This is a genomic window from Gordonia sihwensis, assembly GCF_029632925.1.
Taxonomy (GTDB): domain Bacteria; phylum Actinomycetota; class Actinomycetes; order Mycobacteriales; family Mycobacteriaceae; genus Gordonia; species Gordonia sihwensis.
The window spans coordinates 3,755,563-3,778,412 of sequence record NZ_CP121248.1; the positions used below are offsets into that span (position 1 = coordinate 3,755,563).

The 22,850-nt window shown below is 68.8% G+C and carries 23 protein-coding genes; 11 read left to right on the forward strand and 12 right to left on the reverse strand.

Features of this window, described 5'->3' with window-relative positions; all coding sequences use genetic code 11:
* Nucleotides 1-19 precede the first annotated feature (19 nt).
* A complete protein-coding gene (locus tag P5P27_RS20875; RefSeq protein WP_462486151.1) occupies nt 20-166 on the reverse strand; it encodes a hypothetical protein in 147 nt (48 codons plus the stop codon).
* A 223-nt stretch (nt 167-389) separates the two neighbouring features.
* Here P5P27_RS20875 and P5P27_RS17920 point away from each other — a divergent pair, with 223 nt between their 5' ends.
* Nucleotides 390-1,907, forward strand: a complete 1,518-nt coding sequence (locus P5P27_RS17920) for an MFS transporter (protein WP_278125343.1) — start codon at nt 390-392, stop codon at nt 1,905-1,907.
* A gap of 85 nt (nt 1,908-1,992) precedes the next feature.
* Here P5P27_RS17920 and P5P27_RS17925 read toward each other — a convergent pair whose 3' ends face one another.
* Nucleotides 1,993-2,160, reverse strand: a complete 168-nt coding sequence (locus P5P27_RS17925) for a hypothetical protein (RefSeq protein ID WP_278125345.1) — start codon at nt 2,158-2,160, stop codon at nt 1,993-1,995.
* 227 nt (nt 2,161-2,387) lie between these two features.
* Here P5P27_RS17925 and leuA point away from each other — a divergent pair, with 227 nt between their 5' ends.
* A complete protein-coding gene (gene leuA, locus P5P27_RS17930) occupies nt 2,388-4,235 on the forward strand; it encodes a 2-isopropylmalate synthase (RefSeq protein WP_278125346.1) in 1,848 nt (615 codons plus the stop codon).
* Nucleotides 4,236-4,338: 103 nt separating this feature from the next.
* Here leuA and P5P27_RS17935 read toward each other — a convergent pair whose 3' ends face one another.
* Together P5P27_RS17935 and P5P27_RS17940 are read right to left on the reverse strand one after the other, a co-directional pair.
* Nucleotides 4,339-5,838 (reverse strand): Ig-like domain-containing protein, encoded by a 1,500-nt coding sequence (locus P5P27_RS17935; protein ID WP_278125348.1) that lies wholly within the window; start codon nt 5,836-5,838, stop codon nt 4,339-4,341.
* Between the two features lie 291 nt (nt 5,839-6,129).
* Complete coding sequence (locus P5P27_RS17940; RefSeq protein ID WP_006897393.1) at nt 6,130-7,107, reverse strand: helix-turn-helix transcriptional regulator; 978 nt, start codon at nt 7,105-7,107, stop codon at nt 6,130-6,132.
* 129 nt (nt 7,108-7,236) lie between these two features.
* Between P5P27_RS17940 and P5P27_RS17945 the strand changes: the two genes are divergently transcribed.
* Complete coding sequence (locus tag P5P27_RS17945; RefSeq protein ID WP_062366380.1) at nt 7,237-8,691, forward strand: MFS transporter; 1,455 nt, start codon at nt 7,237-7,239, stop codon at nt 8,689-8,691.
* 52 nt (nt 8,692-8,743) lie between these two features.
* Here P5P27_RS17945 and P5P27_RS17950 read toward each other — a convergent pair whose 3' ends face one another.
* A complete protein-coding gene (locus tag P5P27_RS17950) occupies nt 8,744-9,781 on the reverse strand; it encodes an alpha/beta hydrolase (protein ID WP_156479396.1) in 1,038 nt (345 codons plus the stop codon).
* A 124-nt stretch (nt 9,782-9,905) separates the two neighbouring features.
* Between P5P27_RS17950 and P5P27_RS17955 the strand changes: the two genes are divergently transcribed.
* From P5P27_RS17955 to P5P27_RS17980, 6 genes are all read left to right on the forward strand, one after another.
* The gene (locus tag P5P27_RS17955) at nt 9,906-10,340 is read left to right on the forward strand and encodes a MarR family winged helix-turn-helix transcriptional regulator (protein WP_278125351.1); all 435 of its coding nucleotides are present in this window, start codon (nt 9,906-9,908) and stop codon (nt 10,338-10,340) included.
* Between the two features lie 28 nt (nt 10,341-10,368).
* Complete coding sequence (locus P5P27_RS17960; protein ID WP_278125353.1) at nt 10,369-10,929, forward strand: isochorismatase family protein; 561 nt, start codon at nt 10,369-10,371, stop codon at nt 10,927-10,929.
* Complete coding sequence (locus tag P5P27_RS17965) at nt 10,926-11,531, forward strand: MFS transporter (protein WP_278125355.1); 606 nt, start codon at nt 10,926-10,928, stop codon at nt 11,529-11,531. Before P5P27_RS17960 ends, P5P27_RS17965 begins: the two co-directional genes overlap by 4 nt.
* 48 nt (nt 11,532-11,579) lie before the next feature.
* Nucleotides 11,580-12,308: an MFS transporter gene (locus tag P5P27_RS17970; protein WP_278125357.1), complete on the forward strand. Its 729-nt coding sequence runs from the start codon at nt 11,580-11,582 to the stop codon at nt 12,306-12,308.
* A gap of 69 nt (nt 12,309-12,377) precedes the next feature.
* The gene (locus P5P27_RS17975) at nt 12,378-13,682 is read left to right on the forward strand and encodes a MurT ligase domain-containing protein (protein ID WP_045537266.1); all 1,305 of its coding nucleotides are present in this window, start codon (nt 12,378-12,380) and stop codon (nt 13,680-13,682) included.
* On the forward strand, nt 13,679-14,392 hold the full coding sequence (locus tag P5P27_RS17980; RefSeq protein WP_006897400.1) for a type 1 glutamine amidotransferase: 714 nt from the start codon (nt 13,679-13,681) through the stop codon (nt 14,390-14,392). The genes P5P27_RS17975 and P5P27_RS17980 overlap by 4 nt, the downstream gene beginning before the upstream one ends.
* On the opposite strand, the gene P5P27_RS17985 is transcribed toward P5P27_RS17980, so the two are convergent.
* The 6 genes from P5P27_RS17985 to P5P27_RS18010 form a co-directional block, all read right to left on the reverse strand.
* Nucleotides 14,389-14,976, reverse strand: coding sequence for a uridine kinase family protein (locus P5P27_RS17985; RefSeq protein WP_006897401.1), 588 nt, complete (start codon nt 14,974-14,976; stop codon nt 14,389-14,391). The genes P5P27_RS17980 and P5P27_RS17985 overlap by 4 nt on opposite strands.
* Before the next feature lie 3 nt (nt 14,977-14,979).
* Entirely contained in the window at nt 14,980-15,591 is a 612-nt protein-coding gene (recR, locus tag P5P27_RS17990) for a recombination mediator RecR (protein ID WP_006897402.1), read from the reverse strand.
* Nucleotides 15,592-15,602: 11 nt separating this feature from the next.
* A complete protein-coding gene (locus tag P5P27_RS17995; RefSeq protein ID WP_006897403.1) occupies nt 15,603-15,959 on the reverse strand; it encodes a YbaB/EbfC family nucleoid-associated protein in 357 nt (118 codons plus the stop codon).
* Entirely contained in the window at nt 15,952-16,314 is a 363-nt protein-coding gene (locus P5P27_RS18000; protein WP_039867793.1) for a hypothetical protein, read from the reverse strand. The genes P5P27_RS17995 and P5P27_RS18000 overlap by 8 nt, the downstream gene beginning before the upstream one ends.
* A gap of 40 nt (nt 16,315-16,354) precedes the next feature.
* Nucleotides 16,355-17,221 carry a pseudouridine synthase gene (locus P5P27_RS18005; protein WP_278125359.1) on the reverse strand — a complete coding sequence of 289 codons (867 nt, stop codon included), beginning with the start codon at nt 17,219-17,221 and terminating at the stop codon, nt 16,355-16,357.
* A 67-nt stretch (nt 17,222-17,288) separates the two neighbouring features.
* On the reverse strand, nt 17,289-17,726 hold the full coding sequence (locus P5P27_RS18010; RefSeq protein WP_278125360.1) for an SRPBCC family protein: 438 nt from the start codon (nt 17,724-17,726) through the stop codon (nt 17,289-17,291).
* An 84-nt stretch (nt 17,727-17,810) separates the two neighbouring features.
* On the opposite strand from P5P27_RS18010, the gene P5P27_RS18015 reads away from it, so the two are divergent.
* The gene (locus P5P27_RS18015) at nt 17,811-19,232 is read left to right on the forward strand and encodes an FAD-binding oxidoreductase (RefSeq protein WP_278127468.1); all 1,422 of its coding nucleotides are present in this window, start codon (nt 17,811-17,813) and stop codon (nt 19,230-19,232) included.
* Nucleotides 19,229-20,497 carry a class I SAM-dependent methyltransferase gene (locus tag P5P27_RS18020; protein ID WP_006897408.1) on the forward strand — a complete coding sequence of 423 codons (1,269 nt, stop codon included), beginning with the start codon at nt 19,229-19,231 and terminating at the stop codon, nt 20,495-20,497. The genes P5P27_RS18015 and P5P27_RS18020 overlap by 4 nt, the downstream gene beginning before the upstream one ends.
* A gap of 85 nt (nt 20,498-20,582) precedes the next feature.
* Here the strand turns inward: P5P27_RS18020 and P5P27_RS18025 are convergent, their stop codons facing one another.
* Complete coding sequence (locus P5P27_RS18025) at nt 20,583-22,823, reverse strand: DNA polymerase III subunit gamma and tau (RefSeq protein WP_278125362.1); 2,241 nt, start codon at nt 22,821-22,823, stop codon at nt 20,583-20,585.
* Nucleotides 22,824-22,850 lie beyond the last annotated feature (27 nt).

A 22,850-nucleotide genomic window follows, 5' to 3' on the forward strand; every position in this document is an offset into this window, starting at 1 on the left:
CGTCCTCGGCGTAGCCCGGTCATGCCAGGACGTTCAGCACGCGCTCTGCCGGACCGAGGACCGATCGCATGGGCACCGGGCCGGGACCGGCGGTGCCGCAAGCGGCCACGAGGGCGGTCGCCGCGACGAGGATCGTCGCGGCGGCCAGCCTGCCGATCGTGGCCACGCCTCTCCTTGCCGGCCGCCGTGGGCGGCCTCCACAGCCCGTTGTACTCCACCCGGGCCCGTCGCGGTCCGCGATCGAATCACCGGTGTGCTTCTGATGTCGATCGGCCGGAAACGAGGTCGCTGACCACCGCATATCCGGCGTAGCCTGAACGGGCCGCGGTCGCGCTTGCATCGCCGGCCGCGCCCGCGATCCACCCCTCACAGATCTGGAGCCCGCACGCATGCCCTCGGTCCCGCCGCCCACCGGCACCGCACCCGCGGCCGATCGGAAGACATGGTTCGGGCTGGCGGTTCTGATGCTTCCGGTGCTGCTGGTCTCGATGGACTTCTCAGTGCTGTACCTGGCGATGCCGACGATCACCGCGGCGCTCGACCCGTCGGCCACACAGCAGTTGTGGATCCTCGACATCTACGGGTTCCTGATCGCCGGGCTGCTCATCACGATGGGCAACCTCGGCGATCGGATCGGGCGACGGCGGATTCTGCTGTGCGGCGCGGGTGTATTCGGCGGTGCGTCGGTGCTCGCCGCGTTCTCGCCCGGTGCCGGGGCTTTGATCGCGGCCCGCGCGTTGATGGGCGTGGGAGGTGCGACGCTGATGCCCGCGAGCCTCGCGCTGATCGCCAACATGTTCAAGCGCAGTCACGAACGCGCTCGCGCCATCGGGGTGTGGACCTCGGCGTTCGCCGGCGGTGCCGCCATCGGCCCGGTTCTCGGAGGCCTTCTGCTGCACCACTATTGGTGGGGAGTGGTGTTCCTGATCAACGTGCCGGTGCTCGCGGTGCTCTTCGCGGCGGGGCCGTTCGTCCTCCCCGAGTACCGATCGGCCCGCACCGGTCGGTTCGACGTCGTCGGTGTCGCGCTGTCACTGCTCGGCATCCTCCCCGCCGTCTACGCGGTCAAGGCGCTCGCGACCGAGGGGGTCTCACCGCTTGCGGCGACGGCGGGTCTGGTCGGCATCGCGATGTTCGCAGTATTCCTCCGCCACGAGGCGCGCACGCGCGATCCCCTGCTGGACTTGAACCTGTTCCGCAACCCCACGGTGAGCGTGTGCCTCGCCATCGCGCTGGTGGGAATGATGGCCGAGGGCGGCATCGCCTATCTCTCGAACGTCTATCTCCAGTCGGTGCTGGGCCACGACGTTCTGGCCGCGGCGCTCGCCGGACTCCCGATGGCGGTGACGATCGCCGTCTTCTCCGTCGTCGCCGATCGCATCGCCCGACTGGTCGGAAAGCGGTACGCCCTGGCCGGCTCGCTGGTGGTCGCCGCGACGGCGAATCTCGGATTCATCGCACTGGGCACCACGTCGTCGCTGTGGGTGTACATGGCCCTGAGCGCTCTCGCCGGAATCGGATACGGTGTGCAGTTCTCGCTGGTGACCGATGTGGTGGTCGGCGCCGTGCCGCCGGAGCAGTCCGGTGCCGCGTCGGGCATCTCGGAGACCTGTTTCGAACTGGGAACCGCCCTCGGCCTGGCTCTCTTCGGCTCGCTGGCCACCGCGGTCTTCCTGTCCCGCGGCGGCGACAGCGGGGTGACGGGATCGCTCGGTGAGACCCTCGTCCGCGCCGACGCCATGAGCACCGGCGGAGACGCCCTGGCAACGGCCGCGCGAGAAGCCTTCGTCGACGGACTGCACGCGACCACACTGGTGAGCGGTCTGCTGCTCGCGGTGTTGAGCATCGTCACCGTCCTCGCGATGCGCCGCAGCGAGCACCGCGCCGAAGCAGCCGTCGAGGTGTGACGACGAAGACGCGGGCCCCGACGTCCACAGTCGAGACCCGCGCCCTGCCGCAGGAGTGCGCCTACTCGGCGCATCCGTTCACGGATCAGCGGTGCCAGAGAATCTCTTGCCCGAGAATCGCATTCACACCCATGGCGAATCCGTCCCACACCGGCAGCCAGACGCTGTTGTAGAAATCGGACTGTGCGAAGGCGACCCCGAGGTCGCCGATGATCGGCACCTCATGCCACTGCACGCTTCCGCTGCTGCCCATCTCGTCTCCATTTCTCTAAAGAATTTGTAAACAAGGTGATCCTAACCTAACTTCTTGTGATGGCAACCGGCCCCGGCATCGCCGGACTCAAGTGCTATCGTTGATGTCATGCAGCGTGCACTCCTCCTCGGTTGCCGCGGCGGGGTCTGATCCGACCGGCCCTCCGTCGCGGGGCCTCTTCACGCGCCGGTCAAAACCCCTTCTTTTGATCAGGAGATTGACCCCTCATGGCACCAGCAGACGCTTTCACCTCCGGTCCGAGCCGCATCGTCGAGCCCAACGGACCCATCCCGGACGGCCAGCCCAGCTGGAACCCGCAACGCAATTCGGCGATGCCCGTCCACCGCTACCGCAGCTTCGCCGATGAGGTCGAGAAGATCGCGCTGCCCGACCGCACTTGGCCCGACAAGGTGATCGACCGGGCACCGATGTGGTGCGCCGTCGATCTGCGCGACGGCAACCAGGCTCTGATCGATCCGATGAGCCCGGCCCGCAAACGACGCATGTTCGATCTGTTGGTCCGCATGGGCTACAAGGAGATCGAGGTGGGCTTCCCCTCCGCGAGCCAGACCGACTTCGACTTCGTCCGCGAGATCATCGACGAGGGCGCCATCCCCGACGACGTGACCATCCAGGTGCTGACCCAGGCCCGCCCGGAACTGATCGCCCGCACCTACGAGGCCTGCGCCGGCGCGCAGAACGTGATCGTCCACTTCTACAACTCCACGTCGGTCCTGCAGCGCCGCGTCGTATTCCGCGCTGACAAGGCCGCGATCACCAAGATCGCCACCGACGCGGCCGAGCTGTGCCTGGCCGAGGAGCAGAAGTACCCCGACACCAACTGGCGTTACGAGTACTCCCCCGAGAGCTACACGGGCACCGAGTTGAGCTACGCCAAGGAGGTCTGCGACGCCGTCTCCGAGGTGATCGCCCCGACCCCCGACAAGCCGTTGATCATCAACCTGCCCGCGACCGTCGAGATGACGACGCCCAACGTGTACGCGGACTCCATCGAATGGATGCACCGGAATCTGGCGCGCCGTGACTCGATCATCTTGAGCCTGCACCCGCACAACGACCGCGGCGAGGGCGTCGCGGCCGCCGAACTGGGTTACATGGCGGGCGCGGACCGGATCGAGGGCTGCCTGTTCGGCAACGGCGAGCGCACCGGCAACGTCTGCCTGGTGACTCTCGGCATGAACCTGTTCAGCCGCGGTGTCGACCCGCAGATCAACTTCTCGGACATCGACGAGATCCGCCGGACCGTCGAGTACTGCAACCAGCTGAACGTTCCCGAGCGGCACCCGTACGGCGGCGACCTGGTCTACACCGCGTTCTCCGGCAGCCATCAGGACGCCATCAACAAGGGCCTCGACCAGATGAAGGTCGACGCCGACGAAGCCGACAAGGACGTCGACGACATCTTGTGGCAGGTCCCTTACCTGCCCATCGACCCGAAGGACGTGGGCCGCAACTACGAGGCCGTGATCCGGGTGAACAGCCAGTCCGGCAAGGGCGGCGTCACGTACATCATGAAGGCCGACCACGGACTGGATCTGCCGCGTCGACTGCAGATCGAGTTCAGCCGCGAGATCCAGAAGATCACCGACGGCGAGGGCGGCGAGGTGAACCCGAAGGCGATGTGGGACGTGTTCTCCCGCGAGTACCTGGAGCCCGTGAAGCCACTCGAGCGGGTGCGGCAGCAGGTTTCGGCTGCCGAGACCGACGACGGCGAGGACTCGGTGACCGCGACGGTTCTCGTCGACGGCACCGAGAAGGAGATCTCCGGATCGGGCAACGGTCCGCTGGCCGCTTTCGTCGACGCACTGTCGACCATCGGGTACGACGTCCGGGTCCTCGACTACTCGGAGCACGCGATGACGGCCGGCGGCGATGCCGAGGCCGCGAGCTACGTCGAGGCGGAGATCAACGGCGAGACGGTATGGGGCGTCGGCATCGCCTCGTCGATCACGACCGCGAGCCTGCGCGCCGTCGTCTCCGCGGTGAACCGGGCCTTCCGCACCGAGACGCCGGCCGAGACCGTCGCCGAGGGCGCCCGCACGTGGGCTCCCTGACGCGCCCGCGTCGCAGCCGAACCGAGCACTGAACCCCGAACGCACCGAACCCCGCGAGCCGAAGCTCGCGGGGTTCGGTGCGTTCACGCCCGGTGCCCGGCTGTCAGAAGAGTCCTCGGACGAGGTCGGAGACGACACCGCCGCCCAGACTGCCGCTGCTGCTGCCGAGGCTTCCGTCGCCGTCGGGAGTTCCGGGAGTCGGAGGATCGGCGTCGTCATTCACCGAGACGATGACCGGACCGGAGATAGCACCGGAATGGCCCGCCGTGCCGCTGTAGACCGCGGTGACGGTGAAGTCTCCGGCGGCCGCGAACGCGTGCTGCAGCTTCGCCGCGCCGCCGGAGACCGTCACGGGCCCGCCGACGTCGTCGCCGTTGACCTTGAACTGCACTGTCCCGCCGGTCAGGTCGGCCGGCGTCAGCTCCGCCTTGAGCTCCACTGCGGCACCCGGCTTCGCGGTCGCGGGAGCGATCACCTTCACCGTGGTCTCCGTCTCGCTCGGCTCGGGATCGGAGACCTTGATGGTCTTGGCCTCCGACGTCGAGCCGGAGAACCCGGCCGCACCCGAGAACACCGCGGCGACCTCCTTGTCCCCGGCCGAGGCGAACGAATGCTTCAGCACAGCCGCACCGCCGGAGACAGCCACCGGAGCACCCAGATTCGCTCCATCAGCCTTGAACTGCACAGTGCCCCCACCCGGATTCGGTGACACCGACGCCGACAACGTCACCTCGTCACCGGTCGTCGCGGCGCCCGGCACCGACAAGGTGGTCACCGTGTCCTCATCCACCGGCGCGGCATCCACGCGAATGGTGGCGAGCGGACCGGCGCCGGCATTGGTCGGGCCACCGTCGCTGTCGCGCGGCGAGCAACGGGTCGGGGCCCACTGAGTACCGAACAGACTGGCCTTCGCCAACTGTGTACTGAAGTTCTCGTTCGCGTTCTGGTTCGCGGCGTTACCCGCGATCCGCACGGTGGGCTCGATGACGCCGGCGGTGCCCGCCTTCAGCGTCACGTCGATCGCCGGCATGCGGAACCACGTCTCACCGCTCGAATTGGTGGTGCCGTCGAGGTTCTTCTTCGTCTTCGGGATGACGATGCCGCCCTCGCTGTTCGTGCTCGACGTAGGGCTGTTCGCGATGACCTGGTTGTTGCCCGACAGCCTGATGACCGAGCCCGTCGGGCTCACATTCCCGCTGTTGTCGACCAGCAGAACATTCGGCGCCACGCCACTGAGGCCGACGGACGATCCCGCCACCACATCGGCGCTGACGAAGGTGGAGTTCGCCGGGACGGCGAAGTCGTACTTCAAACGCGACAGGTTGGTGGTGGTGGCACCGGAATCCTTGTCGGGGAACGAGGACGGGTTCGGCTGAATCCGGATCGTGAACTTCTCACCCTCGGACACCGACTCCGGAGCGTCGACGGTGATCGTGTTGCCGACAGGCTTCTTGACCGTCACGATCGAACTCGCCACGCAGATCGACTGGAAGGTGGTGTCGGTCGTCGCCGCCGAGGCCGGCGCGTCGACGACCACCATCGCTCCGGCTAGAAGTACCGATCCGCTCGCCACGGCGAGCACTCGGCTGGTGGACAGTCTCATTCAAGAATCCTTCACTGGGATGATTGACAACGTTCGTAGGACAGGTATGTCAGGAAAGCCGTGGCCGGGAATCGCGAAATGTGACCAGAGGCACAAAAGTCCTCTTTACCGGCGGGTCGTCGTCCGAATAGACGACAGAACTGGTCAAAACAGTGCGAGTGCGAACACCGAATCCGCCGCCGTGGCTCGCCGGTGGGCCGTACGGCCTGACGATCAGTCACGAGGTCGGTTGCGAGATCTCACCGCGAGGCGCCGCGTACCTGGATTGGCTCACAGCTCGCTGACCGGAAGCTATCGCTCCGACAGGTACAGCGCCCGAGCCTCCCGCACGTTGCGTCCACGCAACGCGCGCACGACGTCGGCCGGAACCTCGACGAACTCGTAGTCGGCGTCCAGTCCGCCGAGCGCCAGCGCGATCCACCCCGGATCGTCGGTCTGCATGGTGACCAGGCAGCCGTCGGGGTGCTCGGTGACCTCCGACCACCGGCCGATGCGGCCGCGCACCGCCTCCGGCTCGGCGTGAACCACGGCGCGCACCTGGAGTTGGTCCCGGCCTCCGCGCAGGCTCTCACGCACATAGGCCGCGGGGTCGCCGCCCGGCACCGCACGCGGCGCGAACCGCCGCTTCTGCGGTTGAGCAGCGCTGAGCCGGTCGAGCCGGAACGTGCGCCAGTCCTGACGATCGAGGTCGTACGCGAGCAGGTACCACCGGCGACCGACGGGAATCAACCGCAGCGGCTCGGTGCGGCGAGTGCCGGACGCACGTCCGGCCCGCGGTGCGGGCGCGTAATCGAAGGTGAGCTCCGTCGCGTCCCGGCACGCCAATGCCACTGTCGTCAGGGTCTCGGCGTCCACGGCCGGCGCCTGCTGTTCGCCGGGGAGCAACACGCTCATGGCCCGCAGCGCATCCGCACGCCGGCGCAGCCGAGGCGGCAGCACCTGCATCACCTTGGCCAGCGCCCGCACCGAGGCCTCCGCCATACCGGCGGCCGAACCGTGCGCGGCCGTCCGCAGCGCACTCACGATCGCGACGGCCTCCTCCTCGTCCACAACCAGCGGCGGCAGCGACCCGCCGGGAGCCAGTTGGTATCCGCCGCCGCTGCCCCGCACCGACTGCACCGGATAGCCGAGATCCCGAAGCCGTTCGACGTCGCGGCGCACGGTCCGCTCGGTGGTCTCCAGACGGTCGGCCAGTTCCACCGCCGACCACAGGCGGTGCGCTTGGAGCAGCGCCAGCAGCTTCAGCGTCCGCGTCGTCGTATCGGCCATGACTGCATCATGCCCCAAACAACGGACAGAAACTGACCGGATTATCCGCCGCTCTTCCGGACGGGAATCGTCCGCAATGGTTCGTAGCGTCATCGGTGCAACAGACCCCCATCACCACAGGAGTTCCCGATGACCGTCACAGCCGAGCCCCCTCCCCTGGCAACCGCGTCCACGAGGAGTTTGGACAGTCCGCCGATCGTCGGGCGCGCCCGGACCGTCGCCTTGGTCTGCCTGTTGGCGGCGTCGTTCATGGAGTTGATGGACGCCACGGTCGTCAACGTCGCACTGCGGACGATGAGTGCCGATCTCGGCGCGTCGCCGACCGCGATGTCGTGGATCGTCGCGGGCTATCCGCTCGCCTACGCGACCGGGCTCGTGCTCGGTGCCCGTCTGGGAGATCGGTTCGGTCGACGCCGACTGTTCCTCATCGGTCTCGTCGCCTTCGGCGTCACCTCACTGGCCTGCGGTCTCGCCGACACGCCGACGCAACTCGTCGTGTTCCGGATCCTGCAGGGTGCCGCGGCGGCACTGATGATCCCGCAGGTGCTGACCAACATCCAGGTGCTCTATCCACCCGCCGAACGCGGCCGCGCGATGGGACTGTTCACCTCCGTCATCGGGATCGCCGCCGTGGCCGGTCCGGTGCTGGGCGCCGTCATCACCTCGGGCGACTGGTTCGGACTCTCGTGGCGGCCGGTGTTCCTCATCAACGTCCCGGTGGCGCTGCTCGCCCTGGTCGCGGCGCGCGTCTTCATCCCGGAGACTTACGCTTCCCGTCCCGCGCCCATCACGCCGATCTCCGCGGCGCTGCTCGGCGGTTCGCTGGCAGCGTTGATGGCGCCGGTCACACTGGGACCGGAGAATGATTGGCCCGCTTGGGGATTCGTCATGATGGCGGCGGGCGTCGCCGGCCTTGCACTCTTCGCTCGGCGGCAGGTCATCACTGCTCGCGCAGGCGGAACACCGCTGGTTCCGCCCGCGGTGTTCCGGTCTCGTTCGTTCACCGCGGGGCTGACCGCGTTCACCGCACTGAGCATCCCGACCGGCGGGTACTTCCTCGTCCAGTCCCTGCACGTCCAGGCCGCGCACGGCTGGTCGGTCCTGCACACCGGCCTGATGTGGGTGCCGTTCTCGATCGCCGTACCCGTCTTCGCCGGTCTGTCCGCGACTGTCCTGGCCGCCCGATTCGGCAAGCACGTCCTGCAGGGCGGAGCGTGGGTGTTCATCGTCGGGATGACGTCCATGATCGTCGCCGACCGCTCGGCCCATCCGGCCCTGTGGTTCACCGTCGCACTCATCGTCGCAGGCGCTGGTTTCGGACTCATCGTCGGGGCCGCCGGCCTGCTGGTTCTGAACGACGTGCCGGTCGGGCTCGCCGGCGCGGCGTCCGGCGTGTTCAACACCGTGCAGGCACTGTCGGTGGCGACGGGTGCGGCGGTGATCGGCACGGTGTACTCGTCGGTGTCGAGCGCATACGGCCTCGCCACCGGCTACCGGGTCTCGTTCCTGGTGATGATCGGACTGGTCGCGGTCGGTGCAGCGGCCGCCCAACTGATGCCGAAGCCCGTGCGGATCGCGGTGTAGCGGCCCAGGCGGGGCGAGGACGTCCGCCCGGCGGGAGCGCCGGGCGGACCCTCTATCCGGCCGAGGCGACCGCCTTCGCCACAGCCTCGCCCATCCGCCGGACGGTGGCCTGCGCGTCCGGGCTCAGCAGCGCCATATTCGCGAATCCGTGGATCATCGTCCCGGCGCGTTCCACGGTCACCGGGACGCCGGCCTGTTCGAGCGCAGCCGCGTACTCGAGGCCTTCGTCCCGCAGCGGGTCGAACCCGGCGACCACCACGTGGGCGGGCGACAACCCGGAGAGATCTTCGGCAAGCAATGGCGAGACCCGAGGATCGGACAGTTGGTCGCGCGAGGCCAGGTAGGTGTCGCAGAAGTAGTCGATCTGTTCCTCGGTGAGGTAGTAGCCGGTGGAGAACTCATGGACCGACGGCCGCTTCCGCGACATGTCGACCACCGGATAGATCAGCAATTGCAGACACGGGGTGATCTCCTCGCCACGCACCTGCTGTGCGACGACCGCAGCGAGATTGCCTCCCGCGGAATCACCGGCCACCGCGATCTGCCGCGGATCGACGCCCCAGTCCGGCGCCTTCTCGACGGCGTAGCGCCAAGCCGCCACGGAGTCGTCGACCGCCGCCGGGAAGAGGTGCTCGGGGGCCAACCGGTAATCCACCGACAGCACGTCGGCGCCCGAGGCGATCGCGAGCGCCCGGACCACCGAGTCGTGGCTGGCCCGGCTGCCCAGGACGAACCCGCCGCCGTGATAGAAGACGATCAGTCCTCGGCCCTTGCCCTCGAGGCTGTATCGCGTGACGGGCACGCCTCCGGCGTCGGTGTCGATCACCAGATCCTCTTCGACGGCGAACGGCTCGAAGGCCTCCGCCATCATCGCGCTGTGATAGTCCATCGACTGCCGTGATCGGGAAACCAGATCGCCGACCAGCGCCAACGATGGAATGTAGGCCGCCGCGGTCACGACCAGTGCGAGCATCGGGTCGAGACGATCACCGTCGCCGTTCACCGTCGTCAGGCGGCTCATCGCCTTCCGCACGGGTGCGGGCAGTTTGGCCGACGCCTTGAGCGCGGTCCGCTGGATCTTGAATGACATAGGCAGTTCGACTGCTGTTGCGCGACTCACAGTGCAGAACTTATCACCGTCAACTCATCGGGTCACCCCTCAGATAAGAACAGTTGACTGTGCAGTTAGCTGTCTAATTGCTAGAGTTGCACTCATGGTCCAGCACTCGTCCGCCGAAGTCGGAAACCGTCTGCGCGCAACGATCGCCGAGCTGAACCGGAAACTGAGGGCCAATTCGTCGGTCCTGGACCTCACCCGTTCGCAGTCGGCCGTGATCGGCTACCTCGATCGCCACGGCGCCTGTTCCACAGCCGATCTCGCCCGTGCGCACGGTATGCGTCAGCAGTCGATGGCCGCGATCGTCGCCGCCCTCACCGACGCCGGCCTGGTGGTCGGCTCCCCCGATCCGACCGATCGCCGCCGCACCTTGCTCGCCCTCTCCAAGAACGCCCGCACGGAACTGACCACCGGACGGCTCCAGCGAGCGGACTGGCTCGCGCACGCCGTCGACGCGGCCCTCACTCCGGACGAGGTGGCCCGCCTGGCCGATGCGATCGAGTTGCTCGGCCGCATCGCGGACCAGCCCTGAAGCACCTCCGCCCCACGAAAGGATCACCATGCCTGTCACCGCACTCGACCGCGACGCCGCCCTGATCGTCATCGACCTCCAGAAGGGGCTGTCGGGCCGCGACCTCGCACCGCACAGCTTCGCGGACGTGGTCGAGCGTTCCGCGGCGCTGACCGACGCGTTCAGCGCGCGACGGCTGCCGGTGGTCATCGTCACCGTCGACGCCGTGCCGCCTGGCCGCACCGACCTCTCCGGCCCGCCCATGGAGTTCCCCTCCGGCTGGAGCGACTCGGTAGCGCCCTTCTCCGACGCCCCGGACGCGTGGCGCGTCACGAAGCGGTCGCCGGGCGCCTTCACCGAGACGCCCCTGCACCGACTGCTGCGCGAGCGTGGCGTCACCCAGGTGGTGGTGGTCGGCGTGTCGACGTCGATCGGCGTCGAGATGACCGCGCGGCAGGCCTACGAGCTCGGATACAACGTCACCGTCGCCCTCGACGCCTGCTCGGACAGCGAAGGGGCGCGGCACGCCTACAGCGCCGCCTCCGTCCTGCCGAAGGTCGCCGAGACGGGATCGGCCGCGGACGTCATCGCTGCGCTGACCCGGGCGTGAGAACAGACACCGACCGCCGCCTCGACGCCCATCCGTTCGGCATCGGATTCACCGCGCCGCTGATCCTGGCGTCGGTCCTCAACCCGATCAACAGCTCGCTGATCGCGACCGCGATGGTGGGCATCGGCGTCGACTTCCACCGCGGCCCCGCCGACACCGCGATCCTGATCTCGGTGCTCTATCTGTGCAGCGCCGTCGCCCAGCCCACCATGGGCAAGCTGGGCCCGCTGTTCGGCGAGCGGCGCGTGATGATCGCGGGGATCGGGCTCGTGCTGACCGCCGGCGTCATCGGCGCAGCGGGCTGGTCGTTCGGGGCGCTGGTGGCCTCCCGCGCACTGCTCGGCGTCGGCACCTCCGCCGCGTATCCGATGGCGATGTCGCTGATCCGCAAGCGGTCGGACGCCGCCGGCGTCGGAGTGCCCAGCCGGATCCTAGGCGTCTTCTCGATCACCGGACAGGTGATCGCGATGGTCGGACTGCCGATCGGCGGCGTCCTCACCGGCGTCTTCGGCTGGCGAGCGGTGTTCTTCATCAATGTTCCCGCCGCCCTCGCCGCTCTGCTCCTGGTGCTCACCGGTGTGCCGAAGGACACCGTGGCCTAGCCGACCGACCTGCGTCGGACTCTGACCGCCGTCGACCCTCTGGGCATCGTGGCGTTCGCCGTGGCGATCGTCAGCGCACTCCAATTCATCGACTCGCCCAGCGCGTCGACGTGGTGGCTCGCGGCGGTGGCCGTGGCGGCGACCGCCGTCCTCATCGGATGGGAACGCCGGTTCTCGACTCCGTTGATCGACGTCCGGATGCTGGTGTCGAACCGCCCGCTGATCCGCACCTATCTGCGGCAGACGCTCGCCTCGCTCGGCATGTACACGACCATGTACGGCGTCAGCCAGTGGATGGAGGACGCGGCCGGCTACCGGCCGACGCAGGTCGGCATGCTCCTCGCTCCGATGTCGGCGACGAGTATCGTCGTCGCCGCCGTCTGTTCCCGGCGCAGCACCGTCCGCAGCCCGCTGATCGCAACCGGCATGGCATTCTGCGCGGCCGGAGCCGTGATGCTCGCGCTGCGCCACGACGCCCCGGTCTGGGCGATCCTCGCCATGTCGCTGCTGGTCGGTCTGGCGAACGGCCTGAACAGCTTCGCCAACCAGGCGGCCCTCTTCATGCAGTCCCCGGCCGACCAGGTGGGCGTCGCATCCGGCCTGTACCGGACCTTCGCGTACATCGGCGCCATCACCTCCGCGGGCCTGATCGCCGCGGCGTTCGGCAGTCGGGCCACCGACGCCGGGTTCCACATCGTCGGATGGGCCACCATGGCGATCGGCCTGTGCGCGGCGACCCTGACATTGACCGACCGCACGCTGCCGCGACACGCGTGAGCTGGGCTGTCACCGCCCTCACAGTCGGCGCCGGGCGATCGTGCTCCCCGGATATGGGAAACTCGTGGAATGTCGGAAGCCCGCCGCATCCCTGACCGTCCGCGCCCGCCCGTCCGCACTCGCGTGGCACTCACCGCCGCTGCCGCGGCCCGCTGGGCCTCGCGTGCCGCCGGCCGTGGGAAGGGCTCGATGATCGGCGGCCTCGTCGCTGAGAAGATCGATCCGCGCATCATGCTCCGGCTCGCCGCCGGCCGCGAGATCGCGCTGATCACCGGAACCAACGGCAAGTCGACGACCACCCGCATGACCGCCGCCGCCCTCGCCGGGCTCGGCGAAGTGGCGACCCAGGCCGACGGCGCCAACATGGACGCGGGCATCATCGCGACGCTCAGCCTCCAGCCCGACGCCCCGGTCGCCGCGCTGGAAGTGGACGAACTGCACGTGGCCCACGTCGCCGACAACACGTCGCCGCGTGTCTTCACCCTGTTGAACCTCTCCCGCGACCAGCTCGACCGCGTCGGCGAGATCAACATCATCGAGCAGAGTCTGCGCGGGGGAATCGCCCGCCACCCGGACGCGGTGGTGGTCGCGAACTGCGACGACGTGCTCGTCACCTCGGCGGCCTTCGACGCTCCGAACGTGGTGTGGGTGGCCGCGGGGGCCGGCTGGGTGGGCGACTCGGTGAGCTGCCCGCGGTCGGGAGAGCCGATCGTGCGGCACGGTGAGGGCTGGTACTCGACCGGCGACGAGCGCTTCCGGCGCCCGGCCCCGCAGTGGTGGTTCGACGACGACAAGATCTACGGCCCGGACGGGTTCGTCGCACCGATGGCGTTGAGGGTGCCGGGCCGGGCCAATCGCGGCAACGCCACCCAGGCCGTCGCGACCGCCGTCGCGATGGGCGCCGACCCCGCGGACGCCGTCGCGGCCGTCGGCACCGTCGGCGAAGTGGCCGGCCGATACGGGACCGTGCAGCTGGGCGACCATCGGATCAGGACCCTGCTGGCGAAGAATCCGGCCGGCTGGCAGGAGGCCCTGGCGATGATCGACACCGACGCCGACAGTCTGGTGATCGCGGTGAACGGGCAGGTCCCCGACGGGGAAGACCTCTCGTGGCTCTGGGACGTGCGCTTCGAAGAGTTCGAGCAGGTCGAGGTGGTCGCCTCGGGCGAGCGCGCCGCCGACCTCTCGGTGCGTCTGCTGTACGCGGGCGCCGAGCACACGGTGACCGACGATCCGTTCGCGGCGATCGCCGCCTGTCCACCGGGCCGAGTGGAAGTGCTCGCCAACTACACCGCATTCCGCGACCTCGGCGTCGCACTGGAACGCGCCGGAGCCCGGCCGGTCGAGAACACTGTGGAGGACAACGCCCGATGAGCGAATCGACCCTGCGGATCGGTCTGGTGCTTCCCGATGTGATGGGCACCTACGGCGACGGCGGAAACGCCCTCGTCCTGCGACAGCGTGCGCGCATGAGAGCCATCGACGCCGAGATCGTCTCGATCACGCTCGACGACGAGGTACCCGAGTCGCTCGACGTCTACACCCTCGGCGGCGCCGAGGATTACGCCCAGCGGCTCGCCACCCGTCATCTGCAGCGGTATCCGGGGCTGCAGCGCGCGGCGGACGCCGGACGCCCGGTGCTCGCGATCTGCGCGGCGATCCAAGTGCTGGGTCACTGGTACGAGACCGCTGCGGGCGAGCGCGTCGCGGGGATCAGCATGCTCGACCTCACCACCTCTCCGAGGCAGTCCCGGGCGATCGGCGAGCTCGTGACCGCACCGATCATCGACGGTCTCAGCCAACCGCTCTCCGGGTTCGAGAACCACCGCGGCGCGACCTCCCTGGGCGCCGCGGCCGCACCGCTGGGCCGGGTCCGCCGCGGTGTCGGCAACGGCGCCGGCGCCGGCGTGGAAGGCGCCGTGCAAGGCAGTGTCGTCAGCACCTACATGCACGGCCCGGTCCTCGCACGGAATCCCGAACTGGCCGACTATCTGCTGTCGAAGGCGGTCGGCACGGAACTGGAGCCTCTCGACCTGCCGCAGGTGGACCGGCTGCGCCGGGAACGGCTCGCCGCCGCTCGCTAACCGAGCACCCGGCACCTCGCCCGCGTGTCGTCGACCGCGAACCAGCCCTCCTCGAAGTCCTGCCACCGGGCCAGATGATCGCGTTCGGCCTCGCCGTCACGCTGCACGGTTCGGCGCAACCGGTCGGCGGCGGGAGGACCGTCGATCCAGAACCGATGCGTGAAACGATCGGCCGTGCAGCGCCGCGCCGACGTCACGCCCTCGACGATCAGAATCGGCTGCCACCGCATCCAGACCTCCGGCCCCACCTCCGGTCGGCCGTCCACCCAGACCCGGGGCCGATAGAAGTAGTCGTGACGCCGTTCGTAGGCGCGGATCACATCGTGAACCAGTTCCGGCCACCACGAGGCGGGGTCGTCCCACGTCGCGTAGTCGTCGGTGCTGACCAGCACTGAGGCGCGGCCGCGCTCGGCGAGCGCACGGACGAGCTGCGCTGCGAACGTGCTCTTGCCCGCCCCCGACGGACCGTCGATCGCCACCATGGCGTCGGTCAGCCCTCCGCGGACCGCGATCTCGTCGGCCAGCCACGCCCAGTCCTGCGGTGAGGGATCGCGCTCCGCCGGTGGAAGGTGGTCGTCGGCCAACGCTCAGACCAGGATGCGCCGACCGGACAGCGCGCGGCCGAGGGTCAGTTCGTCGGCGAACTCGAGGTCGCCGCCCATCGGAAGTCCCGACGCCAGACGGGTCACGGACAGCCCGGGGAAGTCTTTGAGCATGCGCAGCAGATATGTCGCCGTCGCCTCGCCCTCGGTGTTGGGATCGGTCGCGACGATGATCTCGGAGACGTCCTGGCCGTCGGGCTGGTCGCCCAGACGACGCAGCAGTTCGCGGATCCGGAGCTGGTCGGGGCCGATGCCGGACAGCGGGTCGAGCGCACCGCCGAGGACGTGGTAGCGACCGTCGAACTCCTTGGTCCGTTCGATCGCGTAGATGTCCTTCGGCTCCTCGACCACGCAGATCTTCGTGACGTCCCGGCGGGGGTCGCCGCAGATGCGGCACAGCCGATCGGCGGCGACGTTGCCGCACTCGACGCAGAAGGTGACGTCGTCGCGCACGTGTCCGAGGGCGGCGATCAGCCGGTCGATCTCCACGTTCTCGCCCGCGAGCAGGTGGAAGGCGATCCGCTGAGCACCCTTGGGACCCAGCCCGGGAAGTTTCGCGAGCTGGTCGATCAGATCCTGGATCGGGCCTTCGTACATGCGCCAGTCCGTCAGCCCAGGCCGGGCAGTCCGCCGCCCGCCAGCGGCCCCATCTTCTCCGCGACCAGCGCATCGCGCTGAGCCACGAAGTCGGCGAACGCACCGACGATCAGATCCTGCAACGTCTCGACGTCCGCGGGATCGACCACCTCCGGCGAGATCTCGACGGCGGAGACCGTCCCGGCGCCGTCGCCGGTCACCGTTACCAGTCCGTTGCCCGCCGACCCCACCACCGACGTCGCGGAGATCTCCGCGTGCGCCGTCTCCATCTGGGTCTGCATCTGCTGAACCTGGGCCATCAGCCCGGCCATCGGGTTGTCGCCGCCGGCGCCGCCGAACAGCGCACTGGGGTCGAATGCGTCAGTCACGACTCCCAGGGTAGTCGCCGGGACCGGCCAGGAGACGCTCGACGTGTTCGGCGAGTTCGGCGACCGTGGTGCCCGAACCCGGTACCACGCGGAACGACAGCACCTCGTCGCCGAAGAGTCGAGCCGCCCGCGGTGCGAGCGCGAACTCGAAACGGTCGTCACCGACACGGCGCCACTGCACGACGCCCCCGTACACCGGGGCGCTCGCGCCCGTGGTCACACAGTATTCACCGGCCCGGGGACCACCGGGAAGATCGCGCAGCAACTGGAAGCAGGCGTCCGAGTCCTCGTCGAGGAACACCACACCCTCGCAGCCGAGGTCCGGGTGCCGTTCGAAGGATCCGATGATCGCCACGACCGCGAGGATACGCGCCGCCGATCCCCGCGCCCGACGCTCAGCGGGCGGTGCGGAACTCCCGGCGCTCACCGCTGAACGGATCGGTGAACTCCAGCGCCGCGGCGACGAGCCGGAGGGGCCGGGAGAAGTCACCGCGATCCGGTGCGGCCGCCAGGTCGGCGTCGACCTCGGGGTACAGCGGATCGCCGACGATCGGGACGCCGAGCTGAGCCATGTGCATCCTGAGCTGGTGGGTGCGGCCGGTGTGCGGCGCCAGACGGTATTCGGCCAGCCCGTCGCCGAGCCGGGTCGACAGTTCGATGTCGCTGATCGCGTTCACCTCGCCCTCGACGACGCGGGCACGCAGGTCGCCCGCGGTCTTGACGATCCGGTTCTCGATCCGCACGCCGCCGGCCAGAGCGGCGTCCGCCGGCGCGATGGCCCGGTACTCCTTGCGAACGCGCCGCTGCGCGAAGAGTTCCTGATAGGCGGCCCGCACCTCGCGGCGGCGCGTGAACAGCAGCACGCCCGCCGTCAACCGGTCGAGCCGGTGTGCCGGGGCCACGTCGTCGGAGCCGAGTTCGCGACGCAACCGCACCAGCGCCGTCTGCGCCACATGCGCTCCGCGCGGCATCGTGGCGAGGAAGTGCGGTTTGTCGACCACCACGAGATCGTCGTCCAGGTGCAGGATCGGCATGTCGAAGGGCACCGGCAGCTCCCGCGGCGGGTCGCGGTACAGGTACACCGGAACCGGTCGGAGCACCGGCGCATCGAGATCGACCGGACGGCCGTCGGCGTCGACCAGTTCACCGGTGCGCGACCGCAACTCCAGATCGGCCGCAGTGACGCCGGTCAGGACCGGAGCCGCGAGGAGAGCCTCACGCACCGACCACCCGCCGGGGCCGTCCGGCAGACGCAGAACCACCCGGGTGGCATCGATGCCGTCCCGGGCGGTCAGCGGTTTGACGCGGCGGCGTCCCCTGCGGCTCAGCTCAGCTCTCGAGACGCTGCTTGAGATTGGTGAGAAGGGCCGTCTGGATGCGGTTGAGTCCCTTCGGGGCGAAGGTCTTCTCGAAGAACCCGCCGATGCCGCCCGCGCCCTTCCAACTCGTCGTGGTCTCGACGCGCGAGCCGGTGCCCTCGGCAGTGACGCGGTAGGTGGTGACCATCGTCGAATTGCGATCGGTCTCGGTGATCGTGTCGCCCGCGACCGTCACGTCGGCCAGCACGTCGCGCTTGCGCTTCTCGGTGGCCTGCAGAATCCAGTGGACCACCGTTCCCGAACCGTTGCCGCCCTCGTCGACGCGATAGTCGCGGTAGTTCTCGGGAAGAACGCCCTCGCGCACGTTCGCGTAGTCGGCCAGGGCCGCACTGACGGCCTCGGGAGCTGCGTTGATCTGGATTGCTGCGCTGGCTGTTACCTGTCCCACGTCGGAAGGCTCCTTCTGAACTCGTCTTGGGTCCGATTCACTTCGTTCACCGTACGGCGATCAGGCTACGGTAGGAATGTGGCTTTGAACGCATCCGAGTACGACGATGCCGCCTTCGCGCGCGGCAAGCAGAAACTTCTCGACAGCTACCGAGCTATCCCCGACGGCGCCACTGTGCGACTGGCGAAGAAGACGTCGAATCTGTTCCGCAAGAGGGCCGAGACGTCCGCTCCGGGTCTCGACGTCTCCGAACTGCATCGCGTGATCTCGGTCGATCCCGAGGAACAGACCGCGCAGGTCGCGGGGATGTGCACCTACGAGGACCTCGTGGATGCGACTCTGCCGTACGGCCTCGTGCCCCTGGTGGTCCCGCAGCTCAAGACGATCACCCTCGGCGGCGCCGTCACCGGGCTCGGTATCGAGAGCACCTCGTTCCGCAACGGTCTCCCGCACGAGTCGGTGCTCGAGATGGAGATCCTGACCGGATCGGGCGAACTGATCGTCGCGACACCCGACAACGAGCACCGCGACCTGTTCTTCGGATTCCCCAATTCCTATGGGACGCTTGGGTATTCGGTCCGACTCAAGATCAGGCTCGAACCGGTTCCATCCTTCGTCGAGTTGCGTCACGTTCGCGTGCACAGCACCCGCGAGCTCCAGGATCTGCTCGACCGGGTCGCGACCGACCGCGAATACCGCGGCGAGCGCGTCGACTATCTCGACGGGGTCGTCTTCACCTCCGACGAGGCGTACGCCGTGCTCGGACGGCAGACCGACGAGCCCGGCCCGGTGAGCGACTACACCAACGCGAACATCTTCTACCGATCCATCCAGCACGACGGCGCCGAACCCAAACGCGATCGGCTGACCATCCGTGACTATCTCTGGCGCTGGGACACCGACTGGTTCTGGTGCTCCCGCGCATTCGGTGCCCAGAATCCGCGCATCCGCCGGTTCTGGCCCGCCAAGTACCTGCGCAGCAGCTTCTACTGGAAGCTGATCGGATACGACCAGCGGTGGAACATCGGCGACAAGCTGAACGCCGTCAAAGGTCTGCCGCCCACCGAGCGGGTGGTTCAGGACATCGAGGTCCCGATCGAGCGAACGGCCGATTTCGTCGACTGGTTCCTGGCCGAGATCCCGATCGAACCGATCTGGCTCTGTCCGCTCAAACTGGCCGAGCCGTCGCCGATCGCCGTCGCCGGCGACGACGAGACCGTCCAGCCGTGGACCCTGTATCCGTTGGAGCGCGGGAAGTTCTACGTCAACATCGGGTTCTGGTCCGGGGTGCCCGTCACCCCCGGCCGGCCCGGGCACACCAACCGGATCATCGAGCAGAAAGTCAGCGAGCTGGGCGGACACAAGTCCCTCTACTCCGAATCCTTCTACGGCCCGGAAGAATTCGACGACCTCTACGGCGGCGAGGCGTACGACGATCTCAAGCGTCGCTACGATCCCCGCGGCCGTCTGCTCGGCCTTTACGAGAAAGCGGTGAAACGCGCATGAAGCTGGCCCAGATCTTCGAAACCCTCGTCGGCGACGATCTCGCCGTACGGATCACGGCATACGACGGCAGCACCGCGGGCCCCGAGGACGCCGAGTACGGACTGAATCTCAAGACCTCGCGCGGCACCACGTACCTCGTGACGGCGCCCGGCGACCTCGGGCTCGCCCGGGCCTACGTCTCCGGCGACCTCGAGCTGATCGGCGCGCATCCCGGCGACCCGTACAGCGCACTGCAGGCACTGGCCGCCGATCTGAAGTTCTCCAAGCCGAGCCCGCTGGAGATGGCTCAGGTGGCGAGGGCCATCGGGCTCGAGCATTTCAAGCTGATCCCACCGCCCCCGCAGGAGAGCCTGCCCCGTTGGCGCCGGTTCGCCGAGGGGCTGCGACACAGCCGCGAGCGTGACGCCGAGGCCATCCACTACCACTACGACGTCTCGAACCGCTTCTACGAGCTGGTGCTCGGCGAATCGATGACCTACACCTGTGCGGTGTACCCGAACGCCGACGCCACCCTCGAGGAGGCGCAGGAGAACAAGTACCGGCTGATCTTCGACAAGCTGAACCTGCAGCCCGGCGACCGTCTCCTGGACATCGGCTGCGGCTGGGGCGGGATGGTCCGGTACGCCGCGCGCCAGGGCGTCCACGCACTGGGAGTGACCCTCTCCAGCGAGCAGGCCAAGTGGGCGCAGCAGGCGATCGAGGAGCAGGGGCTGTCGAAGTTCGCGGAGGTCCGCTTCAGCGACTACCGCGACGTCACCGAAACGGGTTTCGACGCCATCTCGTCGATCGGACTCACCGAGCACATCGGCGTCGCCAACTACCCGAAGTACTTCGGATTCATGCGCGACAAGGTCCGCACCGGCGGCCTCATCCTGAACCATTCGATCACCCGCCCCGACAACCGTTCGCGGAGCAAGGCCGGCCCGTTCATCGACCGCTACGTGTTCCCCGACGGCGAACTCACGGGATCGGGCACCATCATCTCGAAGATGCAGGACGTCTCGCGCCTCGAAGTGCTGCACGAGGAGAACTTTCGCCACCACTACGCGATGACGCTGCGCGACTGGAACGCCAACCTCGTCGCGAACTGGGACGAGGCGGTCGCCGAGGTCGGCGAAGGCACCGCCCGTCTGTGGGGGCTGTACATGGCGGGATGCCGCATCGGCTTCGAACGGGACATCGTGCAGCTGCACCACGTCCTGGCGACCAAGATGCAGCTCGACGGAACCACGAATCTGCCGCTGCGCCCCTGGTGGCAGCCGTAGGTCCGAGTTCGTGAACGAATCCCCGATTCGCCGTCCGGCCTGCGCGGCCGAGTAGTCGGCGGGTCGAGGATTCGTCTACGCGCGGCTACTCGACCGGCCGAGCGCCGAGCTCCGACTTGAGCAGCTCCAGAGCCACCTGGTCGGGGTCGAGACGGTCGTCCGGGGTCCCCGACTGGGCCTGCGCCACCATCTCGTCACGTTCGGCGTCGGTCAGCTCCTCGTCGGGCACCGGCGGCTCCGGTTCGGGTTCCTCCGGCGCGGGCGGCGGCGCCGGCTGCTCACCGTGCGTCTGCTCCGACCGGGGCTTGCTCGGCCGGGTGTACGTCTGACGGCGGGGCTGTTCCCGTTCCGGGGTGCGCTGCGGGGTCGGCGCCGCCGCCGGTGCCGACCCGGGCTGGGCGTGCACGACGGCGACGCTGAAGCCCTCGCCGAAGACCTCGACCACCGCGGCGGTCAGGGCACGCAGTCCGCGATCGTCGGACAGGCGTCCCACCAGCGCGGGATGCGGATGTCCGAGCACCACCTGGGTGCCGTCGACCTGATGTACGAAAGCGGCCGAGAGCATCGCTTCGAGGACGGTGCTCTGCGTCCGCACAGCCGCACGGATGTCCGGCCACCGAGCCGAGACGGCGTCCACCGTGAGTCCTGTCGGGGCCTGCGGTTCCGGTTCGGGAGCCGGTTCGGACGCAGGATCGGGCTGGTGCGGCTCGTCCGCCGGCGGGAGCTGATCAGCGTCCATCGGCGGTTCGGGCGGTGGCGGGATCTCCTCGTCCGCGGCGGAGCGCTGCACCTGTTCGCGCTGCGTGTGCTCGCGTCCGACGGGCTCGCGCTGCTGCGGCGGCTCCGGAGCCCGTGGATCAGACACCTCCGGCGGATGCGGAGCCGAGACCGCAGGCTCCTCGGCGCGCGGCGCCTCAGCGGCCTCGGAGGCGGGAGCGCTGGATTCGGGAGCGCTGGGTTCGGGTGCGGGCGTGCTCGGCCGCGGAGCGGGAGGCTCAGGCGCGCGGGGCTCGGATGCCGGCGTCGGCGCATCGGCCGTGTCGACGGCCGCACGCGCTTCTTCGACGGCCTTGCGCTGCGACGGCCGGACGAAGCGCGGTGCGGGCTCGTCCGCGGCGGGGGCGGCGGGAGCGTCCGTCACCGCGACGGGCACGGAGCCCGGGGCGGATGCTCCCGCGGGACGCCGTTCCAGCGTCTCGATTCGCTGCAGCAGCGCAGCGTCGTCGGCCGAGGCCGCAGGCAGAAGCAGACGGGCGCACATCACCTCCAGCAACAGGCGCGGCGACGTGGTACCTCGCATCTCGCCGAGCGCGGTGTGCGCCACCTCGGCGTACCTCGTCAGAGTCGCGGGCCCCAGTTCGGCCGCGGCCTCGCGCATCGCGGCCAGTTGATCCTCGGGGGCCTCCACCAGCCCGCGCTCGGTGGCGTCCGGCACCGCCTGCACCAGGATGAGGTCGCGGAAACGGTCGAGCAGATCGATCGCGAAGCGTCGCGGATCGTGCCCGGCGTCGACCACCCGCTCGACGACGCCGAACAACGCTGCGCCGTCGCCCGCCGCGAGGGCCTCCACCGCGGCGTCGATCAGCGCCGAGTCGGTGACACCGAGCAGGGCGAGCGCGCGGTCGTAGGTGACGCCCTCGTCACCCGCACCGGCGAGGAGCTGATCGAGGATGCTGAGGCTGTCGCGCGGGGATCCGCCGCCGGCGCGAATCACCAGCGGATACACCTCGGGCGCCACCACCACGCCCTCCTTGGCGCAGATGTTCTCCAACAGACCGCGCATCACCGGCGGCGCGAGCAGACGGAACGGATAGTGGTGCGTCCGCGACTTGATGGTCGTCAGCACCTTCTCCGGCTCGGTGGTCGCGAAGATGAAGATCAAGTGCTCCGGCGGCTCCTCGACGATCTTCAGGAGCGCGTTGAAGCCGGCCGACGACACCATGTGCGCCTCGTCGATGATGAAGACGCGATAGTGCGACTCGGCCGGCGCGTAGAACGCGCGGTCGCGGAGATCGCGGGTGTCGTCCACGCCGCCGTGGCTGGCCGCGTCGAGCTCCACCACGTCGAGATTGCCCGGTCCGCCGGGACCGAGCGAGACGCAGGACGAGCACGTGCCGCACGGGGTCGACGTCGGGCCCTGCTCACAGTTGAGTGAGCGGGCCAGGATGCGGGCCGACGAGGTCTTGCCGCAGCCGCGCGGACCGGAGAAGAGATAGGCGTGATTGATGCGGCCGGTATCGAGGGCTCGGCTCAGAGGCGCGGTGACGTGCTCCTGGCCGACGACTTCGGCGAAGGTTGCCGGGCGATAGGTGCGATAGAGAGCCACGACGCAAGACTACCGGCGAGCCCCGAC